Source organism: Actinoplanes derwentensis, from assembly GCF_900104725.1.
In the GTDB taxonomy this organism is placed as follows: domain Bacteria; phylum Actinomycetota; class Actinomycetes; order Mycobacteriales; family Micromonosporaceae; genus Actinoplanes; species Actinoplanes derwentensis.
Map to the genome: position 1 here is coordinate 3157039 of NZ_LT629758.1, position 16935 is coordinate 3173973.

14 protein-coding genes and 1 pseudogene are annotated in these 16935 nt (G+C 69.7%); 7 read left to right on the forward strand and 8 right to left on the reverse strand.

Annotation, left to right across the window (positions count from 1 at the left end):
• The first annotated feature begins 2 nt into the window (after positions 1 to 2).
• Positions 3 to 821: an alpha/beta fold hydrolase gene (locus BLU81_RS13875; RefSeq protein ID WP_092544878.1), complete on the forward strand. Its 819-nt coding sequence runs from the start codon at positions 3 to 5 to the stop codon at positions 819 to 821.
• Between the two features lie 46 nt (positions 822 to 867).
• Here BLU81_RS13875 and BLU81_RS13880 read toward each other — a convergent pair whose 3' ends face one another.
• The gene (locus BLU81_RS13880) at positions 868 to 1362 is read right to left on the reverse strand and encodes a DinB family protein (protein ID WP_092544880.1); all 495 of its coding nucleotides are present in this window, start codon (positions 1360 to 1362) and stop codon (positions 868 to 870) included.
• A 97-nt stretch (positions 1363 to 1459) separates the two neighbouring features.
• Between BLU81_RS13880 and BLU81_RS13885 the strand changes: the two are divergent.
• Positions 1460 to 2596, forward strand: a pseudogene (locus tag BLU81_RS13885) (NF041680 family putative transposase); the annotation flags it as partial.
• Here BLU81_RS13885 and BLU81_RS13890 read toward each other — a convergent pair.
• The gene (locus BLU81_RS13890; protein WP_092544882.1) at positions 2593 to 3105 is read right to left on the reverse strand and encodes a hypothetical protein; all 513 of its coding nucleotides are present in this window, start codon (positions 3103 to 3105) and stop codon (positions 2593 to 2595) included. The pseudogene BLU81_RS13885 and the gene BLU81_RS13890 overlap by 4 nt on opposite strands.
• A 185-nt stretch (positions 3106 to 3290) precedes the next feature.
• Here BLU81_RS13890 and BLU81_RS49840 point away from each other — a divergent pair, with 185 nt between their 5' ends.
• Positions 3291 to 3449, forward strand: a complete 159-nt coding sequence (locus BLU81_RS49840; protein ID WP_197686225.1) for a hypothetical protein — start codon at positions 3291 to 3293, stop codon at positions 3447 to 3449.
• A gap of 33 nt (positions 3450 to 3482) precedes the next feature.
• Here BLU81_RS49840 and BLU81_RS49190 read toward each other — a convergent pair whose 3' ends face one another.
• Both BLU81_RS49190 and BLU81_RS13905 read right to left on the reverse strand, forming a co-directional pair.
• Positions 3483 to 3629, reverse strand: a complete 147-nt coding sequence (locus tag BLU81_RS49190; RefSeq protein WP_172890545.1) for a hypothetical protein — start codon at positions 3627 to 3629, stop codon at positions 3483 to 3485.
• A 235-nt stretch (positions 3630 to 3864) separates the two neighbouring features.
• A complete protein-coding gene (locus BLU81_RS13905) occupies positions 3865 to 4650 on the reverse strand; it encodes an inositol monophosphatase family protein (RefSeq protein ID WP_092544887.1) in 786 nt (261 codons plus the stop codon).
• A 67-nt stretch (positions 4651 to 4717) separates the two neighbouring features.
• Between BLU81_RS13905 and BLU81_RS13910 the strand changes: the two genes are divergently transcribed.
• Positions 4718 to 5629, forward strand: a complete 912-nt coding sequence (locus BLU81_RS13910; protein WP_092544889.1) for a LysR family transcriptional regulator — start codon at positions 4718 to 4720, stop codon at positions 5627 to 5629.
• Here BLU81_RS13910 and BLU81_RS13915 read toward each other — a convergent pair.
• A complete protein-coding gene (locus BLU81_RS13915; RefSeq protein WP_092544892.1) occupies positions 5599 to 7854 on the reverse strand; it encodes a M4 family metallopeptidase in 2256 nt (751 codons plus the stop codon). The two genes, BLU81_RS13910 and BLU81_RS13915, sit on opposite strands and share 31 nt — an antisense overlap.
• A 223-nt stretch (positions 7855 to 8077) precedes the next feature.
• On the opposite strand from BLU81_RS13915, the gene BLU81_RS13920 reads away from it, so the two are divergent.
• Entirely contained in the window at positions 8078 to 9298 is a 1221-nt protein-coding gene (locus tag BLU81_RS13920) for an ABC transporter substrate-binding protein (protein ID WP_092544894.1), read from the forward strand.
• 54 nt (positions 9299 to 9352) lie between these two features.
• On the opposite strand, the gene BLU81_RS13925 is transcribed toward BLU81_RS13920, so the two are convergent.
• Positions 9353 to 10381, reverse strand: coding sequence for a substrate-binding domain-containing protein (locus BLU81_RS13925; RefSeq protein ID WP_157751550.1), 1029 nt, complete (start codon positions 10379 to 10381; stop codon positions 9353 to 9355).
• Positions 10382 to 10470: 89 nt separating this feature from the next.
• Between BLU81_RS13925 and BLU81_RS13930 the strand changes: the two genes are divergently transcribed.
• Positions 10471 to 12420: a putative bifunctional diguanylate cyclase/phosphodiesterase gene (locus BLU81_RS13930; RefSeq protein WP_092544899.1), complete on the forward strand. Its 1950-nt coding sequence runs from the start codon at positions 10471 to 10473 to the stop codon at positions 12418 to 12420.
• A 5-nt stretch (positions 12421 to 12425) separates the two neighbouring features.
• On the opposite strand, the gene BLU81_RS13935 is transcribed toward BLU81_RS13930, so the two are convergent.
• Positions 12426 to 13499 (reverse strand): cellulose binding domain-containing protein, encoded by a 1074-nt coding sequence (locus BLU81_RS13935; protein WP_092544901.1) that lies wholly within the window; start codon positions 13497 to 13499, stop codon positions 12426 to 12428.
• A 312-nt stretch (positions 13500 to 13811) separates the two neighbouring features.
• Here BLU81_RS13935 and BLU81_RS13940 point away from each other — a divergent pair, with 312 nt between their 5' ends.
• Entirely contained in the window at positions 13812 to 15350 is a 1539-nt protein-coding gene (locus BLU81_RS13940; RefSeq protein WP_197686226.1) for a ricin-type beta-trefoil lectin domain protein, read from the forward strand.
• A 3-nt stretch (positions 15351 to 15353) separates the two neighbouring features.
• On the opposite strand, the gene BLU81_RS13945 is transcribed toward BLU81_RS13940, so the two are convergent.
• Positions 15354 to 16934: a tetratricopeptide repeat-containing diguanylate cyclase gene (locus tag BLU81_RS13945; protein ID WP_092544903.1), complete on the reverse strand. Its 1581-nt coding sequence runs from the start codon at positions 16932 to 16934 to the stop codon at positions 15354 to 15356.
• Between the last annotated feature and the right edge of the window lies 1 nt (position 16935).

Below are 16935 nucleotides of genomic sequence, written 5' to 3' on the forward strand. Positions count from 1 at the left end.
CGATGCAGTCCCGGTTCGTGGCGGTCGGTGACCGGCGCCTGCACGCACGCGTCGCCGGCGACGGTGCGGCCACCGTCGTGTTCGAAGCGGGACTCGGCATGTCCGGGGTGTACTGGGGCCTGGTCGCCCCGGTGATCGCGCAGCATGCCCGCACGGTCGTCTACGACCGTGCGGGCATCGCCGCCAGCGACGACGGCCCCCGCCCGCGCACCCTGGACCGGCTCGCCGACGACCTCGGCGCGCTCCTGGACTCTTTCTCCGGGCCTTTCGTGCTGGTCGGGCACAGTTACGGCGGCCCGATCGTGCGACTCGCCGCAAGCCGGCGACCCGACGTGCACGCTCTCGTGCTGGTCGACCCGTCCGACGAACGGTTCGACGAATTCTTCACCCCCGGCACCGCCCGGCGGATGGCCGTCGCCGGCCCGGTGACCAGGATCCTGGCCGCCACCGGTGTCTACCGGATGGCCGCCCGGATGGGCAGCGCCCTACCGGCGGACCAGTTCGCCCGGTTCCGCACCGAGAACTTCGGCCGTCGTGCGGCCCGTGCCCTGCACGACGAGGTACGGCACTTCATGCCCGGCCTGGCCGCACTGCGCTCCAGCCCACCCGACCTGGGCGACCGCCCGCTCACCATCGTCTCGACCGGCGCCACCGACGGCACCGCACCAGGCCTCCGCGCAGCCCACGCCGCCTCCGCGGCGGCCACCCCGAACGGCCGCCATGTGGTAGCCGAGGGATCCGGCCACAACGTCATGCTCGACCGCCCCGACCTGCTGATCACCGAAATCCTCGCCGCCCTGCCCGGCCCTCGCACCCCGTAAGCTTGCCGTTTAACCTTCGACCGTTCACCTCGGCTGGCTGCCCAGGTCAGCGGCCGGTGGCACCATCGATGAGTTCCCGCAGGATGTCGGCGTGCCCAGCGTGCCGAACGGTTTCACTCGTCATGTGGGCGATCACCCAGCGAAGCGTGCGCGTCTCGTCGTTCACCGGCTGCGCTGTGCGCACGTTGAGGTCGTCGGCTCCCCGGATGTGCGCGTCGCTTTCGACAATCGCGGCCCGGTAGCCGGCGATAACCTCCTCTGCGGATCGCTCAGGGGCGACCACCATGTCGGAGGTAACTTCGGCGTACCTCGAGTCGCCAGCCAGCGTGTACCCGAACCAGTACCGCTCGGCGTCGGTCAAGTGCTGAACCAGTCCCAACAAGGTCGTGTCTGACACGACCAGGCGGCGGCGAAGCTGTTCCTCGTCCAGTCCGTTGACCTTCTTCAGTACGCAGGATCGAGCGAAGGCCAGGAATGCCAGCGCCGTATCCGGCTCACCGCCGTCAATTAAGGGCACACGTTCGCGTTGTGACTCGAGCATGCGGCCGACCTTACATTCGGGCGGGCGCGCAGCCGCGTCTTGGCCAATCGATGCTCGTTGTCGTCGTCATGGCTGACCAAGCGAAAGTGAAGGATGTCCTGGCGGAGTTCCGCGACCGCAGCGCTCGTTCTGCCACACCTACGGGCGCGGCAAGGACGAACACCGCATGATCCCCGGCTGGCCGTACTCGATCGTCGACGCCTTGGAGACCGGCCGGACCTCCTGGACCGCGCTGCTCGACGCGGTTCGCCTGCCGCCCGGCGCGAACGTCACCACGATCACGTGCGCGCAGATCCGGCAGCTCGTCGACCGCCTCACCGGCGCCGGGCAGTGGAAGCTCGGTGACCGCGACATTCTCATCGTGCTCGACGCTGGCTACGAGGCGCCGCGCATAGCGTGGCTGCTGCGTGACCTGCCGGTGGAGATCCTCGGCCGGATGCGCTCCGACCGGGTGCTGCGCCGAGCGACCCCTCCACGGGCCTACAACCCCGACGGCGGGCGCCCGGCCAAGCACGGCGGGGAGTTCGTCTTCGGTGACCCCGCCACTTGGGATGTCGAGCAGGCGGTCACGCGCACCGACACCCGGCTCTACGGCCAGGTGAAGACGCAGGCGTGGGACCGGCTGCATCCGCGGCTGACGCGTCGGGCGGCCTGGGTCGACCATGACGGGGCGTTGCCGATCATCGCCGGCACGGTCATCCGGCTCACAGTCGACCACCCGCCCAGCCACGGTGAGCCGAAGCCGGTTTGGCTGTGGTGGTCCAAGGTCGACGCCACCGATGCTGATGTCGACCGGTGCTGGCAGGCATTTCTGCGCCGTTTCGACATCGAGCACACCTTCCGCCTGCTGAAACAGACGCTCGGCTGGACCGCCCCGCAGCTCCGCGAGCCCGCCGCCGCGGACCGCTGGACCTGGCTCATCCTGGCCGCGCATACTCAGCTGCGCTTGGCCCGGCCCCTCGCCCAGGACCTACGCCGACCATGGGAACGCCCGATGGCACCGGAGCGGCTCACGCCGGCCAGGGTGCGACGGGGGTTTCGGAACCTCCGAGCGACCAGCGGCTCACCAGCGCGTGCACCTAAACCCAGCCGCCCGGGCCCCGGACGCCCGCCAGGCTCCCGCAATCGGCAGTCCGCCGCTCGCCACGACGTAGGACTCATCCTGGTCACCGGCCAGGCACACCAACGACCGGCCCGCCACAAGAAGGGCACCAAGCCCTGCCGAACTGGTTAAACGACAAGGTAAGGCCTTGTTCCGGAACGATATTCGCCCGGAGGTACGCGCTGGTTCTGCGATCGGGCGCCGGGTCCACCGGAGCCGCGACGCTTCGGCCAGGGCGCGGTCGCCTCGTCGTGAGCGCCGCCGAACACCTGGACCAGCGCGCTGACCGCCACATCGGCGCGTGATTCGTCACCGGTCTCCGGCTGATACGCCTGGGCGGCCGCACGAACCAGATCGACGATCGGTCCGGTGACGCCCATCGCCCGAGCCAGCGTCTCCACCGGGTGTGCCGGGTGCGGCGGGTGCGGCGGGTCGTTGTTTCTCAGTGTCTCGGGTGGGATTTCGGCCAAGATGGCGATCTGGGTGGCGCGTCTTCGTTCGTGGGCCTCGCCGTTGGTGAAGCGGCCGACGGTGGCCCGCAGCCAGGCGATCCCGGATGTGGCGGGCAGCGCCGGGGTCACCACGAACGTGACGTCGTTGAGTACGGCTCGGGCGGTTTCCAGGTCGTCGATCAGGTGCATGTTCGGACCGTACGACCGCGATTGTTCGGTCTTCGCCGAACTTCCGTCGCCCTGACCTGGGACGGTCTGTTCGCCGAGGAGCGACAGGGCCGCCATCGGTACGTGCGGCTCGCCGATCCGGGAGTCGCACAGTTGATCGAGGATCTGGCGGGTGGGCTCGCCCCGCGCCCGGTCCGGTTCGAGGGTTGCGGGCGGCGGCCGCTTCGGAGGCGCTGCGCCGGGGCCGGACCTGCTACGACCATCTGGCCGGGCGGCTCGGGGTTCAGGTGACCGAGGCGATGACCGGCCGGGGACTACTCGATCGAGCGGGTGGTTTCGCGCTCACCTGCTGGGCCTGCGGGTGAAGCCGGTGGACGGCCTCACCCGCGACGGCACGGTCAGTCGGTGAGGACGGGCCAGGAGTAGGCCAGCAGCGCGAAAGCGGCACCGAGCAGGGCCAGGCTGATGCGGCCGGTGTTGACCGGCAGGGCGGCGATGACCAGCAGGATGATGGCGACGATGTAGAAGAGTCCCTGGATGGACATCTTGTGCTCCTCATGTGGGGGGTGGTGGGGCGGCGTCGCAGTACCCGCACCGCGCGGAGCGTTAAACCAGGGTGACGACCCGGCCCGGTAACGGTTCTGCACCGCCTCGTCCACCATGGCCGCGGCCACTGTCGCGCGGCTCACTCCGGCGGGGAACAGGCGCCGTGGGGCCTGGTCCACCGGGAGCACCTGCCACGAGGAGGACAGTGCGCCGGGGCGGGCGCCACCCGGCGGGTCACAGCGCGCCCTGCAGCACCGTCAGTGCGGCGGCGTGCACGCCGGGCGCGGCGGCCAGGTAGCCGCTGCTGGTGATCTCCCATGGCTTGCCGTCGAGATCGGTCACGGTCGCGCCGGCTTCGCGGGCCAGCAGGACCGGGCCGATGTGGGAGCGGACGTTCTCGAACTGCCAGTGGGCGTCCATCCGGCCGGCGGCGACCTGGGCGAGCTGGTGGCCGACCGGGACCGACGAGCGGACGTACAGAACGTTCTGCATCATCGTGGCGATCGAGTCGCCGAACCGCCGGGTCACCTCGGGCGAGTGGCCGGGGCGGGCCTGACCGGTTCCGGTCAGGGCGAGCGCGAGGTCGGTCTTGGCGGAGACCGTGATCGGTACGTCGTTCAGGAACGCTCCCCCGCCGTCGCTCGCGGTGTACATCTCGTCGAACAGCGGCGCGTAGAGCACCGCGAAGGCCGGGCGGCCGTCGCGGACCAGGCTGACGCCGATGTTCCAGTCGGGCATGCCGTGCACGTGGTTCATGTTGCCGCCGACCGGGTCGACGACCCAATGGTCACCGCCGGCGATGGGGCCGGTGGCGTGTTCGTCTTCTTCCCAGCCGGAGCCGGGCAGTGCGGCGAGCAGTCCGGGCTGGAGCAGGGCGGTGACGATGTCGTCGTTGGCGCGCACGGCGGCGTAGAGATCGCGGGGCCGGTTGCCGGGCGAGTAGCGCTCGAGCAGGAGAGCGCCCGCGGTGCGGACGAGGTCGGTAGAGGCGGAAAGAGCGGCAGCGGTGGAGGAGGTCATGGGAAAGAGCCTGATGGACCCGTACGGATAAGTCCAATGCACTGTCTTTAAGCTAAGATTTACCCCCATGCAATTGGATCTGAATCTGCTGACGGTTCTGGACGCTCTGCTGACCGAGGGCAGCGTGATGGGCGCGGCGGACCGGCTGCATCTGTCGTCACCGGCGGTGAGCCGTTCCCTCGGGCGGATCCGGCGGCTGACCGGCGACGACATCCTCGTGCGCACCGGCCGGACGATGACCCCGACGCCGTACGCGATCACGATCCGTGAACAGGTCAGCGCCCTGGTCCGGCAGTCGGAGGAGGTGCTGCGGCCGAGCCGGGACCTCGACCTGGCGACGTTGGAGCGCACCTTCACGCTGCAGTGCCACGATGCTCTGACCGCCGCTCTGGCGCCGGCTCTGCTGGCCGCGACGATCCACACCGCGCCGGGGGTACGCCTGAGGTTCCTCACCGAGGCCGCCGCCGACACCGACGATCTGCGGCACGGCCGGGTGGACCTGGAGATCGGCGCGTCGACGCCGGAGCAGCCGGAGTTCCGCGCCGAGACGATCGGGTACGACCGGCTCGTCGTGGTCGTGCGCCCTGGTCACCCGTACCAGAGCAATCTGGATCTCGGGGTCTTCGCGGCGCAGGCGCATGTGCTCGTCTCGCGCCGGGGCCGCCTGAGCGATCCGGTGGACGACCTGCTCTCGGCGCGCGGGTTGCGGCGGCGGGTGCTGGCGTCGGTCGGCAGCACCGCGAGCGCTTTGCGGATCGTCGCGGGCAGCGACGCGGTGGTGATCGCGGCGGAGTCGACGTGCCGCCCGTTGATCGAGGCGTTCGGGCTGCTCACCGTGCCTGCTCCGGTGGAGTTGCCGCCGTTGCCGGTGGTGACGGTGTGGCATCAGCGTTACGACAGCGAACCCGGTCACGCATGGCTGCGTGACCGGGTCCGGGAGGCGCTGGATCAGAGGTTCAGGGACCAGCTGTTGAGGTAACCGGTGTCGATCGACGCCGCGTCCTGCACCCGCAGTTTCCAGGCGCCGTCACCAGCCTCGGCGGACAGGTTGACGGCGTAGGTGGTGTCGATGTTGTCGGTGCTACCGCCGGTGCGGCTCTGCAGCGTGTAGACGCTGCCGTCCGGGGCGACCAGGGAGACGACCAGGTCACCGATGTACGTGTGGACGATGTGCACCTCGACGCTGCTGGTCGAGGAGGCGTTGCCGGCACAGCCGTTGATCACGATCGTGGACTCGACGGTGGTGTTGTCGGAGATCGCGACGTCGGTGGCGTTGCTGCCGGAGCAACCGGGCAGACCGTTGACGGTCAGTGCCACGTTTGCCTGGCGGATCGTCGCCGGCGAGGTGCCGATGACGGTGACGGTGGACTGGCCGCTGTCGGCTTCGGCCGAGGCGGTGAGCGTCAGCGTGGTCGTCTCGCCGGCGGTGACCGACGGGGAGGCGAACGCCGCGGTCACGCCGGACGGCAGGGCCGAGGTGGTCAGATTGATGGTCTGCGCTTCACCGTCGAGGCTCGCGGTGGTGACGGTGACGTCGGCCGTGGTGCCCGGGTCGAGGGTCACCGTGGTCGGCGAGACCGCGACGGAGAAGTCGTTGGCGACCGGGCATTCGAGGTCGCTGCCGGCCACGTTGACCGCGGTCCACGCCGCCTGGACCGCCTTGTACTCAGTCGAGCACAGACCGTACAGGTCGGTCGCGGCGGACAGGGTGTAGGCGCGGGAGGTGTTCGCCGGGGTGGTGGTGTTGACGTAGCGGGTGTTCGAGGTGAAGTACACGTCGAGCGCCCGGTACCAGATCTTCTCGGCCTTCTCGCGGCCGATGCCGACGACGCCGGGGGCGGTGCCGCAGATCGGGGAGGTGCCGTACGCGGTGGCGCCGGTGCCTTCGGCCAGGTTGAAGAAGAAGTGGTTGCCCGGACCGGACGAGTAGTGCACGTCGACGCTGTTGGTGCTGGTCGACCAGCAGCCGTGCGAGCGGGAGTCCAGGGTCGGGTTGTACATGTAGCGCAGCGGGGTGCCGTTGCCGTTGATGTCGATCTTCTCGCCGACGTCGTAGTCACCCGGGTCGCTGGCGGTGTTGGCGTAGAACTCGACCATCGAGCCGAAGATGTCGCTGGTGGACTCGTTGAGGCCACCGGACTCACCGGAGTAGGTCAGGCCGCCTGCGACCACGTTCTCGGTCACGCCGTGCGCCATCTCGTGCCCGGCCACGTCCAGGGAGACCAGCGGCTTCGCGTTGCCCGTGCCGTCGCCGTAGGTCATCTGGGCGCCGTCCCAGAACGCGTTGACGTACGCACTGCCGTAGTGCACCCGGGACGGCACGCCGCGCCCGTCGCCGAAGATGCCGTCGCGGCCGTGCACGTTCTTGAAGTAGTCGAACGTGGTCGACGCGCCGAACGCGGCGTCCACGGCGGCCGACTGCCGGCTGGTGTAGACGCCGGTGCCCCACACGTTGTCGTCGTCGGTGAACGTGGTGCAGGTGCTGGTGCCGTTGTTCATGTCGCAGGTACGGCCGTTGCCACGTACCGGGTCGATCAGGCTGTAGGTGGTGCCGGACAGCGTGGACTCGACGGCGACGGCGCCGGAGTAGATGCTGTTGCCGGTTCCGGTGATGTGGTTGATCTCGTCGTATTCACCGATCTGCTTGCCGGTGACGGCGTCGGTGATGACGTGGAAGCGGGAGGGGGTCTGCCCGTCGGCCGCCCAGCCGTGCAGCACGGTCTCCCAGGCCAGGATGCCGTAGCCGGTGCTCGCGTCGACGAACAGTTCGGGCTGGTCGCTCTCGGTCAGCTTGCCTTCGAAGCGGGCCTTCGCCGCTTTCAGCGCCTTGGCGCTGGTGACCTTCGGGGTGACCTTCAGGGCGAGTGGTTTGGCCAGGCCGAGTGACGTGCTCTCCAATGAGCCGTCGGCTTTGGTGTGCACGACGAAGTCGCCGCCGTAGACCCGCAGGCCCTGGTATTCACGGCTGTAGCGGACGTGGGCGTCGCCGTCGGCGTCGACCTTGGTGCGGTAGGCGGTGTAGGACTCGCCACCGGCGCCGGCGATGGCTGCCGGGCGGGCTTCGATCAGGTCGTCGGCACGGCTCACGGCCTGTGCGGGCGAGGGCGGAGCGGGTTTCGGCGCGGCCGAACTGCTCGCGGCGGTGGCCACGAGGGTGCTACCGACCAGCGCGGTGACGCCGGCCAGCGCGAGGGATTTCTTCACGCGGTTCCTCCCGAACCAGAGATTCACACATTGGAATGTGTATATGAATTATGACCCGAAGATAGTGACGATCTTATATATCTTCCGGGTCATACCAACAGGATCGGAATCGGCCACGGCCCGCTAGTGCCAGTGTTACGGTGAATGCGGGGAAAGGGGTGTTTTGCGACCTATATCCAGAAGGCAAGCGCTCCTGCTGGGACTCGGCTGCGCCGCCGGGACGATGACCGCGTGTGCGCAGGAGACCCCGGCGGCCGACACCACTGGCCGGACCCGGCTGCTCTACTGGCCGGGCGGGCTGAGCACCGGCATCCTGAACAAGGCGAAGAGCCAGTTCGACTCGCGCACCGAGATCGCGCCGGAACTGCTGCAGGGCGACTACCGGGAGCAGCTCGTCGCAATCCTCAACAGCGGTCAGGACCGGCCCGGCATCGTCGGCATCAAGGGCGAGGAGGTCGCCTCGCTGGTGCCCCGCGCCGACCTCTTCGTCGACCTGCACACCCTCGGCGTCGACGACCTGATGAGCGAGTACGTCCCGTGGAAGTGGCAGCAGGCCGCGTCACCGGACAATCGGCAGATCGGGTTCCCGATCGACATCGGGCCGACCGCCACGTTCTACCGCGCCGATCTGTTCGCCCGCGCCGGACTGCCCAGCGAACCGGCCGAGATGGCCACGGTGGTGCGCACCTGGGCCGACTACATCGCCAACGGTGTGAAGCTGGTGAAGGCGACACCGTCGGTGAAGCTGGTCCGCAACGGCAGCGAGCTGTACACCATCAAGCTCTGGCAGGGCACCCAGCGGTACATCGACGAGACCAACCACTACATCGGCGGCGAGCCGCACGTCCGGGCCGCCTGGGATCTGGCCGTCGACCTGATCGGTAAGGACCTGTCGGCCGGCATCCTCGGTGACGACGAGTCCGGCTGGGCCGAGGCGATGAAGAAGGGCACGGTCGCCACCGCCCTCGGCGCATCCTGGCTGGGTTACGACCTGACCAGTCTGGCCCCGGACACCAGCGGCAAATGGCGGGTCGCGGCCGGTCCGGCGATCGGCGCCAACTACGGTGGCTCGTTCCTGGCCATCCCCGAGGGCAGCGCCGACCCCGAGCTGTCCTTCGAGATCATCAAGTGGATCCTGGCGCCCGACAATCAGGCCGCCGCGTTCACCGACGCCGCACTGTTCCCGGCCGCGACCGCGGCGTTCGACATGCCGGCGCTGCAGGAACCGGACCCGTTCTTCGGCGGCCAGAAGACCATCGAGATCTTCGCCGAGTCGGCCCGCAAGGCGCACCGCGTCTACGAGGCGCCGGCCGACTCGAAGATCCACGAGGTGTTCGTGGATCAGCTCTCCGAGATCGAACTGGGGACTAAGGCGGCTACCCGGGCCTGGACCGACGCGGTCGCCGCGGGCCGTTCGATCGGCGAGTCACTGGGCGTCAACTAGAGGGAGTCACTGGGCGTCGACCAGAGGGAATCACTAGGCCTCAACGAGAGGGAATCACTGGGCCTCGACCAGAGGGCGGAGATGGTCCGGCAGGTTCGCCAGGATCGCGTCGGCCTGCGGCTTGAACCACGCCCGCCGGGCCTGATCGCTCGCCTGCCGGGCGACGATCTCCCCGACGTTGACGGTGTCCACCACGAGGCCCGGCACCGCCAGCCAGCCGGCCGGCAGTTCGTCGCCGTCCTTCGCGCACCGGGCCTGGATCGCCCCGGCCAGCAGACCCTGCAGGTACGGTTCGGTGGACACCAGCACCAGCGCGCCGGTCCCGGCCACCGACAGCGCCTTCGGATCGGTGCCGACCCCGCCGTCGATCCGGGTGGGATGGGTGTCGCGCAGTTCGGCCAGGCTGTGCGCGTCCGCGCCGCCCACCCCGATGAAGGCGAGCGCGTGCGGATTGGCCTCCTGCAGGGTCTTCCAGGCCTGCTTGTTCGCGGCCGGGTCCTGCTTGGTGTCGAACGGCCCGAGCACTGTCACGTCCGGCCGGAGCTTCTCGACGGCCGCCCGCACGCCACTGGCCCGCTGATCGAGGACGACCACACCGGGGTACGGCGAACCGATGATCACCAGACCCTCGGTCTGGGCCGGGATCCGGTGCGCCATCGCCTCGCCCAGCTGGGTGCCGATGGCGAGGTTGTCGTTGCCGATGAAGAGCGGCACCCGGGAACCCGGCGCCGGGATGGTGTGCAGCCCGACCAGCGAGGTGCCGGCCGCAGCGGCCTTGCCCAGCGAGTCGGCGAACAGTTCCGGGGCGAACGTGAACAACGAGATCGACCCGTGCTTGCCGTCCAGGAAGCCCCGGATCATCCGCATCTCGGCGGCGTTGTCGACGGTCTCCGGCCCGATGATCTTCTGCCCGACTCCGGGAACCCGGCGGACGCCCTCTCCGAAACCGGTGGCGAGTTCCCGTACGAAGTCGACCTGCCGGCCGGCCACCACCAGCACCGCCGGCGCCGGCTCCGACGGGGCCTCACCACTGCACGCGGCGAGCACGAACGCCGCGGCGAACGCGGCGGGACCAGCCCTCATCTGCACCCCCGGCTATCCATCGGCAGCGCCCGCCCCTGGCTGAGTCTCAACAACACGACAAGACCGCCGATAGGCTTTCGGGAGGTGCCATGCGGGACTGGTTACGACGGCGGGTGGTCGCCCGTAGCGCGGTGGCGGCCCTGACCGTGGGTCTCGCCCTGCTCGCCGCGATGGCCGTGGTCAGCAGCCGGTCCACCGCGCGGGCCGCCGACATCGCGGCCGGCACCCAGCAGACCAGCCAGCAGTGGAACGAGATCTACCTCAAGATCAGCATGGAGTACGAGCTGCTGGAGGACTATCTCGACTCCCCCGATCTGGGTGACCGGCAGCCGCTGTTGTCGTCGATCGGCTCGGCCGAGCCCAACCTGCGGTGGCTGCTGGCCAACGGCGGCGAGGACGACACCCGGCAGGTGATGGCCCTACAGAACGCGTACGGCGGCTACACCTACACGTTGCGCAACCTGATCGACGCGGCGGCCACCGCGGACCGCGACGGCACCCTGAAGTACGCCCGGCAGGCCGCCCTGAGCGCCTCCGGTCTGCGCCGGCAGGCGTCGGTGAACGTGGCCCGCAACAACCTCGCCATCGCGGTGGTGCTGCGTGACGCCAAGGAGCAGAACGCCCGCCAGCTGATCGCGGTCGAGGTGCTGTCGCTGGCCGACCTGCTGCTGGTGATCTTCTGCGGGCTGGTGCTGCTGGCGTACCAGAAACGCACCGAGCGTCAGGCCGCCGACAACGACTACCGTGCCTCCCACGACGGGCTCACCGGGCTGGCCAACCGGCGGCTGCTCGGCGAGCGGGTGTCGCGCGCCATCGCCGACGCCGACCGGGACGGCCCCGGAGTCGGGTTGCTGTTGCTGGACCTCAACCGGTTCAAAGAAGTCAACGACACCCTCGGCCACCACTCCGGCGACCTGCTGCTGATCGAGGTGGCCCGGCGCCTGAGCAACGGCAGCCGGGCCTCCGACCTGGTGGCCCGGCTGGGCGGCGACGAGTTCGCGATCCTGCTGGCCGGCGTCGAGGACATCACCGATGCGCACACGGTCGCCCAGCGTGTCCTCACCGAACTGTGCGGGCCCGCCCAAGTCGGCGACCTCTCCGTCGACATCAGCGGCAGCATCGGCTACTCGCACTACCCCTCGCTCAGCAGCAGCGCCGAGGAACTGCTGCAGCACGCCGACGTCGCGATGTACCACGCCAAACGCAACCGCCTCGGGCTCGCCGGATACGAGCCGGAGAACGACAACAACAGCTACGAACAGCTCACCCTGCTGACCGATCTGCGCTACGCGATCGACCGCGGCGAACTCGAACTGCACTACCAGCCCAAGGTCCGGCCCGCCGACCGCTCGGTGGCCGGGATGGAGGCGCTGGTCCGGTGGCGGCACCCGACCCGGGGACTGCTCGGCCCGCACGCGTTCGTGCCGGAGGCCGAACAGAGCGACCTGATGCTGTCACTGACCGAGGCGGTGCTCGACATGGCCCTGCGGCAGCAGCGCGAATGGCGCGACACCGGCCGGCACATCCCGGTCGCGGTCAACATCGGCGCCGCCTGCCTGCGGGACGCAGGCTTCCCGGCCCGGGTCGAGGAACTGCTCCGCCGGTACGGCGCGGTCGCCGGCCACCTCACCATGGAGATCACCGAAACATTCCTGATCATCGACCCGGAAGCCGCGGCCGCCGCCCTCACGCTGCTGCGTGACCGGGGCGTCCGGGTCTCCATCGACGACTTCGGGGTGGGCTATTCGTCGATGAGTTATCTGCAGTCGATGCCGCTGGACGAGCTGAAGATCGACCGCAAGTTCACCGCCGAGATCCTCACCACCGAACGGGGCCGGGCCATCGCCACCGCGATCGTCGATCTGGCCCACGCCCTCGACCTGACCGTGGTGGCCGAGGGCATCGAGGACGAGAACACCCTCACCGTCGTCGGCGAGATGGGCTGCGAACAGGCCCAGGGCTACTTCATGTGCCGCCCGCTGCACCCGGACTCCATCCCCGCCTGGCTGGACAGCTGGAGCGTTCCCGCCCTCAACTGACCACCTCAGGACAGCAGGCCGCCGTACGGGCCGGACAGGATCGCGTTCTTCTGCGCCTGACTGAAGTGGGTGTTCGGGTAGTCGTAGAACGACCCGGACATCGGGGTGCCGTCGGTCGACGTGGAGTCGGGAAGGCCGAAGGCGTGGCCCAGTTCGTGCACCATCCCGCCGTACCAGCGGTTCATCGGGCCGTTGATCCCGGCCGCGCCGTCCGCGTCGTGGCCGCTGAGCACCACCCAGCCGGGGCTGGCACCGCCGCCGGACTGATTGGTCTCCTCCGCGCTGATCTCGCCGACGACCAGCCAGCGGCTGTCCGGGTTGGCGATCCCGAAGCGGCGCATCAACTCCTGATGCATGTTGCCGACGACGCACCAGTAGTGGTCGCTGCCGGAACAGTTGGTGGTGATGTACCAGTTCCGGTCGTGCTCGCCGGTGACCACCTCGACGACGGTGCTGTTGAGGGTGAAGGTCTTGCCGAGTTCCTGCCGGTAGTAGCGCTGGGCCTCGCGCATGACGGCCGCGATGCCGTCGGGGTAACGCTGGTCGAAGGCGACATCGGTCGGCTTGAGCCAGAAGACCCGGACCGTCTTGAGGGCCGGCGACGACGACGGAACGGGCGTCGAACTGCTCGACGGGCTGGTCGACGGGCTGCCGGAGGGGACCACTCCGCCGGTGCAGGCGACACCGTTCAGGGTGAAGGCCGTCGGTACCGGGTTGGTGCCGGTGAACGATCCGTTGAAGCCGAACGAGGTGCTGCCCCCGGTCCCGAGCACGCCGTTGTAGCTGACATTGACAGCGGTCACCGCCGTGCCGCTCTGGGTCACGGTCGAATTCCATGCCTGAGCTACGGCTAGCCCGGAAGCGAAAGTCCAGCGCAACGACCAGCCGTTGATCGGGTCGCCGAGATTCGTGATCGCCACGTTCGCCCCGAACCCGCCCTGCCACTGTGAACTGATCGTGTAATTCACCTGACAACCGGCCGCCGCCGCGCTGGCAACCGGCGCGAGCACGGCCGCCGTGACAGCCAGGACACCGGTGGCGGCGACCGCCAGCAGGCTGCGGATCCGTCGAGTTCCCATCGTCGCCCTCCAGCGGCAAGAGATTGAGTGATATCAATCAACATGCGCGCCGAAAACGTTTTCGGCAAGACCTCCGCGAACTCTCCCGAGCCTTCAGGCCCCCGGCGCCGGGGCGACACTCCTACGCGGCCACCGCACTGGACGAACCCGGCGCCGGTTCGGCCGGCCATTCGCTTCAGTGAAGTTTGTTGACGATTTTGTATCGATCGTCGAGAATCCCTGCGAGAGCGCTCTCTTCGCCCATCCCCAGTGGCCACCGCCACGTCCCGGCACCCCCGGACGTGTGATGGCCCGTGCGCGAAAGGCCCCCGCATGCCCCGAACCCTCGCCGCCGCACTCGCCGTCGGCGCGGCGGCACTCGCCACCGCAACCATGAACCCGGTCGCCGGTCACGCGGCCCCGAAACCAGCACCGCAAGCCGCGCCCGCCGACCTCGGGCTGGCACCGGGCATGATGGCGGCGCTGCGCCGCGACCTCGGACTCGACGACGCCCAGATCCACCGCCGGCTCGCCACCGAGGCAGCGGCGCCGGCCGTCGAGCAGCGGCTGCGCGCACAACTCGGCGACCGCTTCGGCGGGGCCTGGATCGCCGCCGGCGCGACCCGGCTCACCGTGGCCGTGACCAGGGCGAAAGACGCGGCGAGAGTACGCGCGGAGGGCGCCGTCCCGACGATCGTGGCACGCGGTGAGCGCTCCCTCGACACCGCCCGGGCCACCCTGGACCGCAACGGTGCGGCGGCACCGGGCACCGTACGTGGCTGGTTCGTCGATCCGGCCGCCAACAGTGTCGTCGTCACGGTGCAGCCGGGTGCCGAGGCCGACGCCCGCCGGTTCGCCGCCGCCAGCGGGGCCGGTGCGGTCACGATCCGGACCGCCGCCGCACGGCCGGAGCCGATGTACGACACCCGCGGCGGCGACCAGTACGTCATCAACGGCAACACGCTCTGCTCGGTCGGTTTCGCGGTCGCGGGTGGTTTCGTCACCGCCGGGCACTGTGGCGGCACCGGCAGCCCGACGCTGGGCTTCAACAACGTGGCGCAGGGTACGTTCGCCGGCTCCAGCTTCCCCGGCAACGACTACGCCTGGGTCCGTACCAACGCGAACTGGGTCTCGCAGCCCTGGGTGAACAACTACTCCGGCGGCAACGTCCTGGTGTCGGGTTCGCAGGAGGCCGCGATCGGCAGCTCGATCTGCCGGTCCGGGCGCACCACCGGCTGGCGCTGCGGCACGCTGCTCGGCAGGAACGAGACGATCAACTACGCGCAGGGTTCGGTCTCCGGGCTGTCGCGCAGCAACGCGTGCGCGCAGCCGGGTGACTCGGGTGGCTCGTGGATCTCCGGCAACCAGGCGCAGGGTGTCACGTCCGGCGGCACCGGCGACTGCACCTCCGGCGGCACGATGTGGTTCCAGCCGGTCAACGAGATCCTTCAGGTGTACGGCCTGTCGCTGACCACGTCCGGTGGCAATGCGGGTTCCGCCCTGATCAGCAACTGGAACAACAAGTGTCTCGACGTCCCGAACGGCGACTTCTCCGACGGCGTACCGACGCAGATGTGGAACTGCAACGGCTCGGCGGCACAGCGCTGGGAGGCGACCGGCGGCACCCTGCGGACCGGGAACAACAAGTGCCTGGATGTGGCGTGGGGGTCGACGGCGAACGGCGCGGTCATCCAGATCGCCACCTGCAGCGGGAACGCGGCCCAGCAGTGGGTGCTCAGCGCCGCCGGTGACCTGGTGAACCCGCAAGCAAACAAGTGTGTGGACATCTCGGAGTGGAACGGCAACGACGGCGCCCGGCTCCAGCTGTGGGAGTGCGCCGGCACGCTGAACCAGAAGTGGCGGCGTGGCTGACCGTCAGAGGACGCAGCGGTTCCGGCCGGAGTTCTTGGCTTCGTAAAGCAGCCGGTCCGCGGCGGCGAGGACCATCGTCTGGGTGTCCGCCGGCCCTGACTGAAGCGCACCGATGCTGACGGTGACGGGCAGGTTGCCGGTGAGCTGCGACCACGGATGGTCCTGGACCGACTGCCGGAACCGTTCCAGGGCCGGTGCCGCTTCGGCGGTGCCGGCCCCGGTCAGGACCAGCAGGAACTCCTCACCGCCGAGTCGCGCGGCGAACCCGCCGGAGCGGGCCGCCTGAGTGAGCAGGCCGGCGACGACGGTGAGGACCCGGTCGCCGATCTCGTGCGAGCACAGGTCGTTGACCCGTTTGAAGTGATCCAGATCGACCAGCGCGACCACGATCGGACCGCCGGCGGACAGCAGGACCGGCAGGTGCTCGTCGACGTACCGCCGGTTCGGCAGCCCGGTCAGCGGGTCCCGGCGGGCCTGTTCCCGGAAACGTTCGGCCTCCCGGCGGGCCTCGGCGGTCTCGAACACGGCGTGCCGGGCCCGCGCCTGCGCGTCCCGCTGCTGGGAATGCAGCTCCCGTTCGGCCGCGTGGAACCGTTTGTGCACGATGAACGCCCGCGCGTGATCACCGCGGGCCGCGTGGAGTTCGGCCTGCTCCTCCAGCGCCCGGACCCGGACTCCGGCGAGTTCCCGCTCCTCACAGATCGTGGCGCAGCGGTCCAGCGCGTCCTGTGCGGCACTCTGGTCCCCGAGGTGCCGCTGCGCGATGGCCAGGGTCAGCAGGAACTCGGCCAGACCGTCGGCGTCGTCCGGTCCGGCACTGGCGTAGGCGTCGACGTTACCGACGGCGATCCGGGCCGCCTCCGGGTACCGGCCGCGCGCGATCTGGATCATGGCCATCGTGTCGAGCGCGTCCGGGGACAGGTCCCCGCCGGTCGCCTCGGTCACCGTCCGCAGCCGCTGGATCGCCTCCCAGGCCTGCTCACTGTTACCGGCCAGGTGTTCGGCGTACGCCAGGTTGTTCAGCACCACCAGGCGCAACTCGACGTCGGCGGCCCCGATCGCGACCTGTTCGGCGTGCCCGTACCGGGTGCGGGCGGCGTCCGGCGACCCACCCTCGGCGAGCACGTCGGCCAGCCGCAGCAGGATCACCCCGCGCGCCCGGGGCGACGTGTCGTCGTCGACGGCCTCCACCGCCCGGACCGCGTGTTCCAGACCGGCGGCGATGTCACCGAGGTTGCCGTGGATGATCGACAGCTGCTGGTGGCTGCGAGCCAGGAGCGGGCGGTGCTCCCGTTCCCGCGCCCACGCGTTCACCTCCGAACAGATGCCGGCCGCCACCGCCAGTTCCCCGGACCGGCGGCGCATGTTGGCCTCCAGCAGGCGCGCCCAGAGATACAGCGGGTGATCGGCGCGGGCCCGGGCCTCGGCGGCCAGTGCGACGGCGCGAGCCAGCACGTGGGAGCCGTCGGTGCCGAACCGGAACTCCAGCGACTGGATCTCCGCGGCGATCTCCGGCACCGAACGGGCGGCGACAGCCGGCTGCGTGGCCGACGGGATCGAGCCGGTACCCAGTGAACCGCTCACT

Bases quoted from the DNA above. Each gene is read 5' to 3' on its own strand.
- BLU81_RS13875 (WP_092544878.1), top strand. From the start codon at position 3: ATGCAGTCCCGGTTCGTGGCGGTCGGTGACCGGCGCCTGCACGCACGC.
- BLU81_RS13880 (WP_092544880.1), bottom strand. From the start codon at position 1,362: ATGCTCGAGTCACAACGCGAACGTGTGCCCTTAATTGACGGCGGTGAG.
- BLU81_RS13890 (WP_092544882.1), bottom strand. From the start codon at position 3,105: ATGCACCTGATCGACGACCTGGAAACCGCCCGAGCCGTACTCAACGAC.
- BLU81_RS49190 (WP_172890545.1), bottom strand. From the start codon at position 3,629: ATGTCCATCCAGGGACTCTTCTACATCGTCGCCATCATCCTGCTGGTC.
- BLU81_RS13905 (WP_092544887.1), bottom strand. From the start codon at position 4,650: ATGACCTCCTCCACCGCTGCCGCTCTTTCCGCCTCTACCGACCTCGTC.
- BLU81_RS13910 (WP_092544889.1), top strand. From the start codon at position 4,718: ATGCAATTGGATCTGAATCTGCTGACGGTTCTGGACGCTCTGCTGACC.
- BLU81_RS13920 (WP_092544894.1), top strand. From the start codon at position 8,078: ATGACCGCGTGTGCGCAGGAGACCCCGGCGGCCGACACCACTGGCCGG.
- BLU81_RS13925 (WP_157751550.1), bottom strand. From the start codon at position 10,381: ATGAGGGCTGGTCCCGCCGCGTTCGCCGCGGCGTTCGTGCTCGCCGCG.
- BLU81_RS13930 (WP_092544899.1), top strand. From the start codon at position 10,471: ATGCGGGACTGGTTACGACGGCGGGTGGTCGCCCGTAGCGCGGTGGCG.
- BLU81_RS13935 (WP_092544901.1), bottom strand. From the start codon at position 13,499: ATGGGAACTCGACGGATCCGCAGCCTGCTGGCGGTCGCCGCCACCGGT.
- BLU81_RS13940 (WP_197686226.1), top strand. From the start codon at position 13,812: ATGCCCCGAACCCTCGCCGCCGCACTCGCCGTCGGCGCGGCGGCACTC.